This is a genomic window from Kovacikia sp. CALU 1929, assembly GCF_056784235.1.
The window spans coordinates 441679-453807 of sequence record NZ_JBXBCF010000065.1; the positions used below are offsets into that span (position 1 = coordinate 441679).

The 12129-nt window shown below is 50.1% G+C and carries 16 protein-coding genes; 10 read left to right on the forward strand and 6 right to left on the reverse strand.

The window, feature by feature from the left end:
- The first annotated feature begins 188 nt into the window (after positions 1 to 188).
- Positions 189 to 2033 (forward strand): AAA family ATPase, encoded by a 1845-nt coding sequence (locus tag AC1S52_RS13750; RefSeq protein WP_482029582.1) that lies wholly within the window; start codon positions 189 to 191, stop codon positions 2031 to 2033.
- 10 nt (positions 2034 to 2043) lie between these two features.
- The gene (locus tag AC1S52_RS13755; protein WP_482029583.1) at positions 2044 to 2313 is read left to right on the forward strand and encodes a hypothetical protein; all 270 of its coding nucleotides are present in this window, start codon (positions 2044 to 2046) and stop codon (positions 2311 to 2313) included.
- A 225-nt stretch (positions 2314 to 2538) separates the two neighbouring features.
- Here the strand turns inward: AC1S52_RS13755 and AC1S52_RS13760 are convergent, their stop codons facing one another.
- A complete protein-coding gene (locus tag AC1S52_RS13760) occupies positions 2539 to 2670 on the reverse strand; it encodes a DUF4278 domain-containing protein (RefSeq protein WP_482029584.1) in 132 nt (43 codons plus the stop codon).
- A 261-nt stretch (positions 2671 to 2931) separates the two neighbouring features.
- Here AC1S52_RS13760 and AC1S52_RS13765 point away from each other — a divergent pair, with 261 nt between their 5' ends.
- Together AC1S52_RS13765 and AC1S52_RS13770 are read left to right on the forward strand one after the other, a co-directional pair.
- A complete protein-coding gene (locus tag AC1S52_RS13765) occupies positions 2932 to 3096 on the forward strand; it encodes a hypothetical protein (RefSeq protein ID WP_482029585.1) in 165 nt (54 codons plus the stop codon).
- A gap of 189 nt (positions 3097 to 3285) precedes the next feature.
- A complete protein-coding gene (locus tag AC1S52_RS13770; protein ID WP_482029586.1) occupies positions 3286 to 3651 on the forward strand; it encodes a DUF2237 family protein in 366 nt (121 codons plus the stop codon).
- Between the two features lie 138 nt (positions 3652 to 3789).
- On the opposite strand, the gene AC1S52_RS13775 is transcribed toward AC1S52_RS13770, so the two are convergent.
- Positions 3790 to 4833: a sensor histidine kinase gene (locus AC1S52_RS13775; protein WP_482029587.1), complete on the reverse strand. Its 1044-nt coding sequence runs from the start codon at positions 4831 to 4833 to the stop codon at positions 3790 to 3792.
- Positions 4834 to 5008: 175 nt separating this feature from the next.
- Here AC1S52_RS13775 and AC1S52_RS13780 point away from each other — a divergent pair, with 175 nt between their 5' ends.
- Genes AC1S52_RS13780 through AC1S52_RS13790 form a run of 3 tightly spaced genes read left to right on the forward strand, consistent with a single transcriptional unit; the run spans position 5009 to position 7332 of the window.
- A complete protein-coding gene (locus tag AC1S52_RS13780) occupies positions 5009 to 6430 on the forward strand; it encodes a 1-acyl-sn-glycerol-3-phosphate acyltransferase (RefSeq protein ID WP_482029588.1) in 1422 nt (473 codons plus the stop codon).
- Positions 6431 to 6456: 26 nt separating this feature from the next.
- Positions 6457 to 6861: a guanyl-specific ribonuclease gene (locus tag AC1S52_RS13785; protein WP_482029589.1), complete on the forward strand. Its 405-nt coding sequence runs from the start codon at positions 6457 to 6459 to the stop codon at positions 6859 to 6861.
- An 18-nt stretch (positions 6862 to 6879) separates the two neighbouring features.
- Positions 6880 to 7332: a barstar family protein gene (locus AC1S52_RS13790; RefSeq protein WP_482029590.1), complete on the forward strand. Its 453-nt coding sequence runs from the start codon at positions 6880 to 6882 to the stop codon at positions 7330 to 7332.
- A 191-nt stretch (positions 7333 to 7523) separates the two neighbouring features.
- Here AC1S52_RS13790 and AC1S52_RS13795 read toward each other — a convergent pair whose 3' ends face one another.
- Entirely contained in the window at positions 7524 to 7718 is a 195-nt protein-coding gene (locus tag AC1S52_RS13795) for a cation transporter (protein ID WP_482029591.1), read from the reverse strand.
- A gap of 128 nt (positions 7719 to 7846) precedes the next feature.
- Positions 7847 to 8200, reverse strand: coding sequence for a YkgJ family cysteine cluster protein (locus AC1S52_RS13800; protein ID WP_482029592.1), 354 nt, complete (start codon positions 8198 to 8200; stop codon positions 7847 to 7849).
- Positions 8201 to 8451: 251 nt separating this feature from the next.
- On the opposite strand from AC1S52_RS13800, the gene psb30 reads away from it, so the two are divergent.
- The gene (gene psb30 / locus AC1S52_RS13805) at positions 8452 to 8592 is read left to right on the forward strand and encodes a photosystem II reaction center protein Ycf12/Psb30 (RefSeq protein WP_482029593.1); all 141 of its coding nucleotides are present in this window, start codon (positions 8452 to 8454) and stop codon (positions 8590 to 8592) included.
- 282 nt (positions 8593 to 8874) lie between these two features.
- On the opposite strand, the gene AC1S52_RS13810 is transcribed toward psb30, so the two are convergent.
- Both AC1S52_RS13810 and AC1S52_RS13815 read right to left on the reverse strand, forming a co-directional pair.
- Positions 8875 to 9168 carry a DUF3288 family protein gene (locus tag AC1S52_RS13810; protein ID WP_482029594.1) on the reverse strand — a complete coding sequence of 98 codons (294 nt, stop codon included), beginning with the start codon at positions 9166 to 9168 and terminating at the stop codon, positions 8875 to 8877.
- 340 nt (positions 9169 to 9508) lie between these two features.
- Positions 9509 to 9838 carry a hypothetical protein gene (locus AC1S52_RS13815; protein ID WP_482029595.1) on the reverse strand — a complete coding sequence of 110 codons (330 nt, stop codon included), beginning with the start codon at positions 9836 to 9838 and terminating at the stop codon, positions 9509 to 9511.
- Positions 9839 to 9845: 7 nt separating this feature from the next.
- On the opposite strand from AC1S52_RS13815, the gene AC1S52_RS13820 reads away from it, so the two are divergent.
- Together AC1S52_RS13820 and AC1S52_RS13825 are read left to right on the forward strand one after the other, a co-directional pair.
- Positions 9846 to 10202 (forward strand): hypothetical protein, encoded by a 357-nt coding sequence (locus tag AC1S52_RS13820; protein ID WP_482029596.1) that lies wholly within the window; start codon positions 9846 to 9848, stop codon positions 10200 to 10202.
- Positions 10203 to 10230: 28 nt separating this feature from the next.
- Positions 10231 to 12087, forward strand: a complete 1857-nt coding sequence (locus AC1S52_RS13825; RefSeq protein WP_482029597.1) for a peptidoglycan D,D-transpeptidase FtsI family protein — start codon at positions 10231 to 10233, stop codon at positions 12085 to 12087.
- The last annotated feature ends 42 nt before the right edge of the window (positions 12088 to 12129 follow it).

The following is a 12129-nucleotide window of genomic DNA, read 5'->3' on the forward strand; positions in this document are numbered from 1 at the left end:
GCCTTCTTAGCGATAGCTGGGCAGTCAGTCAGGTAAAGGCTACAGGATGGCTTGTTAGAGAAGTGTGAGGTGTGAGGTTTCAGTAGCTTAACTCTCAACTCCCAATTTTCAACTCTCAACTCCCAACTCCCAATTCCCATCCCGATACCCGACATCTACCACGTACCACCTACCACCTGTTCCCTCCCATGAGTGATTTCTTCAAAGGCTTTGAACAACTGCTGGAACTTGCCAAAACGCTGGAAGAAAAGGCAGAGAAAGGAGAATTGAAAACGGATATCCAGATCAACTCCCGTTCTTTTAGCAGTATTCCCAGGCAGGGCAATATTCCAGGCGGAATTGGAGTTAGTCGAGTACGCCCAAATCCAGGGGGAGGAGCAGAGGGGCAGGGAAGCAGTCCTGATCCGGAGGCAATTGTAACCCCTCCTCCCGCCGATACTGGAGATTCGGCTGTGTCTTTAAAGGAAGTGGGTGGACTGGCAGAAGTCGTTAAAGAGTTGCGGGAACTGGTGGAGATTCCCCTCAAACGCCCAGACTTGCTGGCAAAACTTGGGTTGGAACCGCCACGGGGAGTATTGCTGGTTGGTCCTCCGGGTACCGGGAAGACCTTGACTGCCAGGGGGTTAGCGGAGGAACTGGGGGTAAATTACATCGCGATCGTCGGTCCCGAAATCATGGGCAAATATTACGGGGAAGCCGAAGGACGGCTGCGCGGCATTTTTGAGAAAGCGGCAAAAGCGGCTCCCTGCATTGTGTTTATTGATGAAATTGATAGCCTTGCGCCCGATCGCAGCAAAGTCGAAGGCGAAGTCGAAAAACGGCTGGTTGCCCAATTGTTGGGGTTAATGGATGGTTTTGCCAAAACCCAGGGAGTGATTGTTCTGGCAGCAACCAATCGTCCCAATCACCTGGATCCGGCTTTGCGTCGTCCGGGTCGGTTTGACCGAGAAGTGCAGTTTCGCGTTCCCGATCGCAACGGACGGCTGGAAATTTTCACTATCCTTACCCGCTCAATGCCATTGGATGGAACCGTCGATTTAGGGGCGATCGCTGACCTGACAGTAGGCATGGTTGGGGCTGACCTGAAGGCAGTCTGTCAAAAAGCCGCCTATACTGCCCTACGTCGCCAGGTGTCTTCCTTGCAAGACCCGTTACCCGACACCATGACCGTCAACCGGGAAGATTTTGTCCAGGCGCTCAAGGAAGTCAAGCCCTCGGTGCTGAGATCGGTGGAAGTAGAAGCGCCCAATGTGCCCTGGGAGCAAATTGGCGGGCTGGAAGAAATCAAATCCACTCTCCAAGAATCGGTTGAAGGTGCCCTGCTCTACCCTGAGCTGTACGAACGCACCGGGGCAAAAGCGCCTAGAGGGATTCTGCTTTGGGGTCCGCCTGGAACCGGAAAAACTCTGCTGGCAAAGGCAGTGGCTTCCCAGGCACGGGCAAACTTCATTGCGGTCAATGGTCCCGAACTGTTGAGCCGTTGGGTCGGTGCTGCCGAACAGGAAGTGCGAGAACTGTTTACCAAAGCAAGGCAGGCGGCTCCCTGCGTCGTGTTTATTGATGAGATTGACACCCTGGCTCCCGCCCGAGGACGGTTTCAAGGAGATTCGGGGGTGAGCGATCGCGTCGTTGGGCAACTCCTGACTGAACTGGATGGGCTTCAGGAATGTCTCAATGTCCTGTTGATTGGTGCCACCAACCGTCCCGATGCGCTTGACCCGGCACTCCTACGAGCTGGACGACTTGACTTTCAACTCAAAGTAGACCTTCCAGACCAGCATAGCCGTCTGGCAATTCTGCAAGTTCATAATGGCGATCGCCCCCTGGCAGCTAACGTTGATCTGGCAGAGTGGTCAACCCTGACCGAAGGTTGGAATGGGGCTGATCTGGCACTCCTCAGTAACCAGGCTGCCCTGGAAGCCATCCGACGCTACCGTGCCCAGGGTCAAACCGACCCCACCACAATCCAGATTTCTACGGATGACTTCACTGCCGCTTACCAATTACTTTCAACACAGCGTCAGTCTGTGTAGTTCCCTGTTGATGACTTTTCCTCCTATGAAAACCGACCCCATTCGCCAACATGCCCTGGAAGCCCTGACCGCTGCGTTTGTCACCCAAGGGCATCCCACAGAGTACGCGACCCATATGGCAACCGCTGCGATTTTTCAGGCAGATCTGGAGCTAAGAAATGCCCAGTTAACCCGGTTGTTGGCATGGTTGAAGCAGGAACACAGTGAGATTTACCAGGATGTCCTGGATTTAGTAGAGACAACCCGTGAGGAATTTGAAAAGCGCGTGCAACTCAGTTAGAACGGTTGCTATAGCCATAGTCACCTGATTTAGTCCGGGGTGCAGGGGTGGAACCCCTGGCTGGGGGCAGTGCCCACACACACCCTTTACCCCCCCCATGTACTAACAAACCTGGCGACAGCTATAAATCGCAGGATGAATTGCAGCTTCGTTTCTGAGCCAACAAAAAAGCCTCTGAATCTCAGGGGCTTTTTAGGGAAAGTCTCACTTTAGCGGCGAAAGACATTACTGGTTTTTGGGAAGAGCAACCACTTGTTCGTGTAGTTCAACGCCACGATAGCGGCCGACCACTTTACCAGGAACCGTTGCGATCGCTGATTTTGCGTTGTAGGTTGTACCCCGATAGCTTAGTTTCATTGTTTATTTCCTCGATTTAACGTCCCAAACTATCTTTACTGTACGCTCCGAAAAGACTAGACACTTCGCCATTGCAGTTCATCCACTTGGGTGAAAAAACAGTGTTCTGACTTAATCCCAAGCGCAGCCGCTTTAATTACAAACCAAACCAAGAACTTCCTTTAGCCAGAGAGTTTTTATATATTTGTGTACAGTCGTACCAAAACTGGTGCAAAAGAACCATTATTGTTTAGTAGAGAAAATCGTCACTGAAACAACATTATGATTCCTGGATTGATTGTTTTTTCCACCCTGACCGCTTTGCTGTTAGCTGACTTTTTTGTGCCAAAGCCACAGAAAACACCGGAAGAGAAATTGGGTGAAGCCTTGACAGATTATTTAAAAGCTGGTGCCAAATTACGTGAGGAGAGCAAAACCCAAAAATAGGTGATGCCGCGAGTGAGTAGTGTTCTAAATTTGTTGTTTACGTTCCGTAGGGGCATTGCATTGCAATGCCCCTAGCAGAAACCGACCACATATTTGAAACACCACCGATTTCAAACCTCGGCAGCTTGCGATCGCCCCGCGATCCCGTTAAGCTACCGGATGAAAGGCTAGGATTCGGAGTATAGGGTTATGTCGCAATCTAGCAATGTCCTGGGCACACCCCTGGAAACTTGCTGTACTTCTCCCATAACAGGTTTTTATCGGGATGGCAAGTGCAGTACTGGCGCAGGGGATGTTGGTGCCCATGTAGTCTGCGCCCAGGTAACAGAAGAGTTTCTGAAATACACGAAATCCCAGGGCAATGATTTGAGTACCCCAGTTCCAGCGTTTTCGTTTCCGGGTTTAAAGCCAGGCGATCGCTGGTGTCTCTGTGCCTCCCGCTGGAAAGAAGCGCTGGATGATGGGGTTGCTCCCCCGGTTGTCCTGACCGCTACCCATGCCTCCGCCCTGGAATACGTTTCCCTAAACGACCTCAAGCAACATGCGATCGATTAAACTCCGTAATCTCAACTTTCAGCCCAGACCTCGAAGGTCTAAGCCCAAAGCTTTGAGGTTTGAGTGAGGGATAGAAAAGCTGGTAGGTGGTAGGAATTACCATTCTTTCTTCCCTTGCCCATACCCATACACCCATCCTCACCCCATCGCCCCATCCTCCCGCTGCTGCCACATTGGCAATTCCACCATAAACGTGGTGCCGCCGCTGGGGGCAGAACAACAAAAAATTCGTCCCTGGTGGTTTTCGGTCACGATCTGGTAGGAGATGGATAACCCTAAGCCAGTGCCGATACCCATTGGTTTGGTAGTGAAGAATGGCTCAAACAGGCGTTCCTGGACTTCAAGGGGGATGCCGGGTCCATTGTCAGTGATACTAACAGCGAGGCGATCGCTCCCCAGTTTTTCAGTTTTAATGACAATCTGCTTTGTAGTTTTGTCATTGGTTGAATTGACTAATCGGTCAGGTGATTGTTCTAGCAAAGCATCGATCGCATTGCTTAATAGGTTCATAAACACTTGATTAAGCTGATTAATATGACACTCAATCAGTGGGATATCACCAAACTCTTTGACAATTTCAACTTCTTGTTTGTAGCGATGTTGCAACAGCAGGAGTGTATTGTTGATTCCTTCATGTAAATCCGCGGGCTTCATCTCTGGTTCATCTAACCGATAAAAATTGCGCAAGGTGAGAACCAGTTCTCGAATGCGATCTGTCCCCAGTTTCATTGAACTGACAATCCGAGGTAAATCCTCCAACAAAAAGTCTAATTCCACTTCTTCCAGGACTGCTTGCACTGCTTGGGTTATATGAGGATTACTAGATTGATACGCCTGCAATACTCTTAGCAAGTCTTCAACGTGTGCCTCTACATAAGGCAGGTTGCCGTAGAGAAAGTTGATTGGATTGTTAATTTCATGGGAAATTCCAGCTACCATTTGCCCCAGCATTGCCATTTTTTCCATTTGGACTAAATGGCGTTGCATTCGATGGGAGTCGTTCAACACATTCTTAAGATGCTGGCTGCATCGTTCCAATTCCTGCGTTTGCTGGTTAACTTTTTGTTGGAGCTTGGCGTTAGACTGTTCCAGTTGTTTAACCCAATCCATCACTTCACTCAATGCTTTAGACTGGGAATTTGCCAGAGAATAAACTAATTTTAAGGAATACGAACCAGCCATTTGATTGTGCAATTTTTATCATGATCAAATCGATCCTACGGAACTCTAACTCCAAAGCTCCTGAGCGTGTTGGCTGAATAGCACCCTGTAGAAACGTTGATTTTTCCAGTAAAGCATCTGATCTTTAACACCTGTCAGAATATAACCAGGATGTTACCAAAACAGGAGAACTCCCTTGCCTCGTTCGATTCAGCAAGCTCAACCCCCTTTAGAATTCATCCCGCCCGCCTTGAGTCCAAAGGTTGTGCAAACCTTGCAAGCACTTTTACCGCTGATCATCCAGTCCAGGACAGCCATTAGTGATATTCAGGCAGAAAACGTTGAGGTTCTGGTCGATCTGTACCGCCAATTTCAAGCCGGTAAAGTCCGGTTTCTGATCGCATTTCGCCATCCCAGTGCCGATGACCCCCTGTGTCTGGCATACCTCCTGTCTCGTCTGGTGCCCCAGGTCGCCAGAGAACAAGGTGTGCCGTTGCCGGGTCTGATTCATGCCCACTTTATGTATGATCGCGGCATTCCCCTCTGGGCAGGTAAGTTCATGGGCTGGCTGTACGCTCGTCTGGGGGGGACTCCCATTCATCGCGGCAAGATTGATTTGTTGGGCTTGCGCTCTGCCCGAAACCTATTTGCCAATGGCACCCTGCCACTGGCGGCGGCACCCGAAGGCGCAACCAATGGTCACACGGAAATTGTCAGTCCTCTGGAGCCAGGAATCAGTCAGCTTGGTTTCTGGTGTCTGGAAGACTTGCAGAAAGCCGGACGGTCTGAAGATGTGCTGATGCTTCCCCTGGGTATTCGTTATTGTTACGTGACTCCACCCTGGAAGGCGATCGATGATTTGTTGACCACGTTAGAAATCGATGCTGGGTTAGCTGAAATGCAACCCTCCACTGGAGAGACGCTGGAAGCATTGCGTTACAAGCGGCTGTACCGTTTGGGCGAACACTTACTGGGCATCATGGAAGACTATTACACGCGCTTTTACCATCAAGTGTTACCAACGGTAAAGCCGATCAAAGCAAAACCAGTTAAGGCCACGGAACCCTACGTTCCCATCCCAAATGAGGAGTTTGCAGCCCGCTTAAGTGCCCTGCTTGATGCTGCCCTGAAGGTGGCAGAGCAGTTTTTTAACCTACAGCCGAAGGGGACGCTGATCGATCGCTGCCGTCGATTAGAACAGGCTGCCTGGGATTACATCTACCGGGAAGATTTCAAACAAGTCGAGAATCTGTCTCCGTTGGAGCGAGGACTGGCTGACCGGGTGGCTGAAGAAGCGGATCTGCGGGCATGGCACATGCGGATCGTCGAAAGTTTTGTCGCGGTGACCGGCAAATACGTCTTAGAAAAGCCAACCGCTGAACGGTTTGCCGAAACGACGCTGCTGATGTGGGATATGTTTGCCAGACTCAAGGGAAGAAGCCCCTTTAACCGTCCCAAGTTGGGTAAGCAGGTGGCTCTCCTAACGGTCGGTCAGCCTATCTCCGTTTCACAACGTTGGGATGCTTACAAGGAAAATCGGAAAGGGGCAAAGCAAGCGATCGCCGACCTGACCCAGGAACTCCAGACAGCGTTGGAAGCAATGGCGGTCAGTGAATAACCATCGTTTTAAGTAATGTCCACCCCATGCGAATCATCCATCAATTCATTGCGTTCCTGCTGGCGCTTTTAGTCACAGTCGGATCGGGTCTCCCGGCTCAGGGGCAAACCCCAGTGCATCCGTTCGTTGCTGATGCGAGTGCAATTACAACTCAAATCCCCATCGTTTCGGTCACTCGGCTACCCCCAGAGGTCAAAACCACTATTCGCCTCATCCAGCAGGGTGGTCCCTTTCCTTATGCCAAAGATGGAACCATTTTCAATAACCGTGAAAGGCTTTTACCGCCTGCTGCCAGGGGTTATTACCGCGAGTACACGGTTCCGACTCCAGGAAGTCGCGATCGCGGGGCACGCAGGATTGTCGCCAGCAAACGCTACGACTATTACTACACTGCCAACCACTATCGAAGTTTCGTCAAAGTCAAGCTTTGAACGTTCAGGGGAGAATCCATGATGAATCCAGTCATTGCTGCGTTGGACGGTAAATATCCACCTGGGCTATACAAAGTTCAACCAGAAACCAACATCAATGAGCTATCTTTCCTCTGCGAACAAAAAGGTTGGCGGTTTTTTGACCTGGACGGAACAGCCATTTCTAACAAAGCAGAGTTTCTTCAGCGCTGTGCGGAGACAATGAACTTCCCTGCCTACTTTGGGCAAAATTGGGATGCATTGGAGGAATGTATCCGGTATCTGGATGAGGCTTTAGGTCGCCGATCAGGTACCAAATTCGTTCTGCTATATAGCTATCCAGAAAATTTTGCCCAACGGAGTCCCGCTCAATGGGCGACGGCGATCGAAATTTTGCAAGAAGCTGCCGAATTCTGGCAGGCAACGGATACTCCCCTGTATGTTTTATTCAGAACCAACACTTCACTTCTAAACCAGTTAGAGGTTCTGTAACTTTGCTTGACTACCGCCCTTGATGGGTAACTCCTCCACCAAAAAATTTTTACCCTATACTGTTACCTGCTACAGCAGCTAACAGTCACCTTGGGACATTCAAGATAGAAGAGGTGGGGCGCAATCCCTAGCCAGGGATTCCAGCCTTGCACCCCGTCCTAATCAAGAAGCCTATGATTAGACCTGCTCTACTAATTGATTTCGTGTCCGGCAGCGACGATCAATTGCTTAAAGGTTTCTTCTGAGGCTTTTGCTTCTACGGTGACAGTTTTAGCCTGGAGATCAATATCTATCTTTGCATCTGGTTCAGACGTGAGGATGACTTCCTTCAACTCTTGCGCCGATTCAGAGCTATTTAGAGTGGGGACGCTTAACTTTAATGCCATAGGGGTTTGAGGGAATAAACTTCTATCCCAATCCTCACCTCTGTCCTCAAAATTTTCATTTGACTGAAGATAGATCTCTTCTAACCTTGGGGAAGATTGTGCCAGGTGTCAGGTGTAAGTCCTATAGGCTAGAAAATGCCAACTTCTCGATCGAAGCGGAGCATTTCCAGGCTGCGATCGCCATACACACCCTCAATTTGCTGGCGGCAGCAGTCGATCGCAAAGTCATTTAAGTCTTCCGGCTCAACGCCATACATTTCCTGAAACACATCGGACTGCACTCGACAGAACCGGGGACGGTTTGAATAAATACTGCACTCACGCGCCTCATGGTCAAAGTGAACGCACCATCCCCCCTCGCCTACCATACTCAGATAAAGCTCCAATTCTTCTGGGGAGAGGTACTCTGCCAATTCAGGGCGATCGGCGGGTTCCAGGTGACAACAGGCACCGCAATTTTTCACACACTGCCACGTCGCCATGACTCAAATCCACAGGTAAAACGCTTTGTTAAACCAGCTTAACCTTTCTGCCAAACGAACCACATATTATTTGCTTATAGTGCAAGAAATGCCTTAGGCGTAAGGGAATGGAGGTTCGTATACTTTTATTAACTTTCTTAAAAGTGAGACACTAGACCGATAAAATAGACTCCGTCGCAGAAATTTCAACTGGCTTTTCTGTTCACTGACTTTTCTGTTCACTGGCTATTGACGTAGGACTCGGAGGGGTAATGGGTTTTCTTAATGACCTGCTCAATGTATTCGGTGGGATTAATTTTGAGGCGATCGCCCAGCTAACCATGTTAGCTGCAATTGTGATTGCCGGACCTGCTGTGATTTTCCTCCTTGCTGCACGCGGTGGGGATCTGTAGGCAGTTGATCGGTAAGCAACAGGATATTTGGATCTACTGCTTTTTTTAAAGGGGCAGATCAAATCTAAAAGTTTTTTCAAGTATGAGAGAGTAGTGACCAGCCTGGCGAAAGTCAGGCTTTTTATTTGGGGAAAGGGGAGAAAAGTTGTTGATTATTATACCGGCGTTGCTGATTTTGGGTATGAATTGAGAGTGGTATGAATTGAAGACTTTCAATTCATGCTGCTATTCAGCACCACCTTCATGTTCAAACCTCCCCCTCTCCCCCCTTATCGCTTTTGCCTAACTCCAATCCTCCCGCTGGGAGCCGCGCCCTTTGTAAACCTGTGCCTCTGCATGGATTTGGCGGGTTTTTTCGTGGAGGGTGTCTTCGGATAGGTTCCACTGGCTAAGCACTTTATCCAGGTCTGCCTGAATGTCTCTGGCTCCGGGAAAGCCGTGGTAGCGAATTCGCAAACGTGCCAGTTCTGCCAGGTTATAGTCGGTTGGCTCTCCGGCTAGAAGAGTATTGACAATCTGGCGATCGTTGCCCCAGAGGGGATGCTGCTGGTCTTTCTGTTCAATTTCCTTTGCCATACGGATACCGTTTTGAGCAACCTGTTTGAAATGATTCTGAAACGATGGGCTGAACTTCGGCTAGTATCCTAGCAGTCAGTGGTCAACCCTGTTCAGATAGCAGCGATTTCAAAGGAGTATTTTTAATCAAAGGGGGCTGTTAGACAAAACGACTGCTTTTGGTCAACGGGAATGGAGCTTGCAAAATCCGTAATTTTTGTTTACGAACTGGATATTTTTGCGAACTACTGATATTTTTTCCACTGGGCAATCTAGAGATAAACCTCATCCAAGTTGGGAAGTAGATATTTTTACCAGGAAAAACTATAGGTTTCTAAGTTGGTGAGGTTTAGGAATTTGTTTACAAATTAACCGATATAGTTCTAAAGTCCTGGTGAATTCCAACCGTCCGCTTACAGCAATCTAGGTATGCTTGGGGTAGGAGTGATAGAGTCAATGCCTGGTCGGCAGGCAAAATGAGAGGAGTGGTGAGCAGCACAATGTCTAATGCGTATCGAACATCGACCCGCCCCCGGCGACCTTCATCCCGGCGACCTCCGGTGTATCCCCTACCCACCCGGGTAAACTCGTTTTCTAATATCCAGCCTTCTCCCAGAGCACCGATCCCATTTCCAACGGGTTCGTTTGCTGGAGGTCGATCAGGGACGAATGTTCGTCGTCTGCCGGTCACTCGACCAATGCCTCTGTGGCTGCGATGGCTAATTCGATTGGAGCGCGGTTCGGTGCTGGTCGTGTTTTTGCTGGCGATCGCCACGCTGATTGTCTATAGCGGTACGGTCTACACTCAACACCTCTGGAGTACCGAATACCGCAAGCTTAAAACCCTCCAGCGCAGTGAGCGGGAAATTACCGCTGCTGGTGAAACGATGCGAAACTACATTGCCAAGCAAGCGGAACGACCGGGTGCCGGATTGATTACCAAAACTCCCGACAGCACAATCTTTTTACAACCTGCTGCCAAACGGCAACAACCAGCCGTGATACCACCACAACCTCCGGTCGAAACCAAGACTCAAAAACCCTTAGGCTATTAGCGATCCTCCGTTCTCCTTCGCCTCAATTATGGGCAGTCATCCCCGTACCCTCCGCTCTCACCGTCCTCGTCGCCTTTCTGTTGTGGGAGGGCGTTCTTTGCGATCGCCTCTGATCTCGAAAGCAGAACCTTCCCCTTTCCGCCTGTTTCTCGTCTGGGGTGTTTTGCTGGTCAGTGCCGGGGGGCTGGCGTTGAATCTATTCCGGCTGCAAGTGGTGCAGGCTCCTGAACTACAGAAACGGGCACAGGAGCAGCAAATGGTTTATCTGCGACCGTTTGTTCCCCGTCGCCAGGTGATTGACCGCACGGGAACTGTTCTAGCGCTCGATCGTCCGGTTTATACTCTTTTCGCCCATCCAACGCTGTTCAAGCAATCAAAACAGGAAATTGCCGACCAACTGGCTCCCATTCTCAATGTATCGGCAGCGGCTCTGGTGCGGAAGTTTGACGAGACTGAAAGTGGCATTCGTATCCGCAATTCTTTGTCCGAAAATATCCATGACCGCATCACCAGCCTCCGATTGGATGGGCTGGAATTGATTCAGTACCAACAGCGCTTTTATCCCCAACAGGATTTAGCGGCAGACGTGGTTGGTTATGTGAACGATGACCAGAAAGGGCAGGCGGGAATTGAATTGAGCCAGCAGAGCGTACTGGAGCGCACCGCCAAAGACGCAGTACTGCGACGTACCGGAGATGGTTCCTTCCTGCCTGACAATGTGCCCTCCGGCTTTCATAGCCTGGATGCGTTACAGCTTCAGCTAACGATAGATACCCGTTTGCAACGGGTGGCTTTAAACGCTCTGCGGCAACAGATGAAGCCGTTTAATGCCAAGCGTGGTGCTGTCGTGGTGATGGATGTGCGGGATGGTTCCCTGCTATCCCTGGTGACGGCTCCTTCCTATGACCCCAACTGGTATTACAAATATCCTGTAGAGCGGTTTAAGAATTGGGCGATCGCTGATCTGTATGAGCCGGGATCAACCTTTAAGCCCATCAATGTGGCGATCGCGTTGGAAAACGGTTCGATCAAATCCAACAGCTACTTCATGGACGAAGGACGAATTACAATAGGTGGTTGGCCCATCCAAAACTATGACTTTTCCAGTTCAGGTGGTAGGGGAACGGTATCAGTTACGGACATCATCAAATACTCTAGTAACGTGGGGATGGTCCATATTGTTCAGCAGATTAAGCCCGAAGCCTACTACCGCTGGCTAAAACGATTGGGCATTGGCGAAGCTACTGGCATCGATCTACCCTCGGAGTCACCCGGTCAATTTAAAGACCAGGACACCTTCGTCAACTCTTCGGTAGAGCGGGCAACGACATCCTTTGGGCAGGGATTTTCGCTGACTCCCATCCAACTCGCTCAACTGCATGCCACTCTGGCAAATGGAGGCAAACTGGTCACGCCTCATGTGGTTCGAGGGTTGTTTGATGTCAGTGGACAGCCCTACTGGCGACCAAATTTGCCTGCCCCCCGCGTGCTTTTCTCAAAAGGAACCACCGAAGCCATTCTGTCTATGATGGAAACGGTTGTCTCAGAAGGCACCGGCAAAAGTGCCACTGTACCGGGATACCGGATTGGCGGCAAAACGGGAACCGCCCAAAAAGCCAATCCCAATGGCGGCTATTTTGAGAATGCCAAAATCACGAGCTTTGTCGGGATTTTTCCGATCGAAGCCCCCCGGTATGTGGTCGTTGCAGTTATTGATGAACCCCAGGGATCAGATGCCTTTGGCTCTACGGTTGCTGCCCCTGTCGTCAAATCTGTTATTGAAGCCCTAATTTCCCTGGAAGAAATTTCCCCCAGCAGCAAAATCACTTCCACCCCTTCACCTTCACCCAGTCCACCGGAGGAGACGGAGGAAGAAGAGCCTTGAGGAGAGGGAGAAGGAGTTTTGAGTTGAGAGTTAAAAATCTTG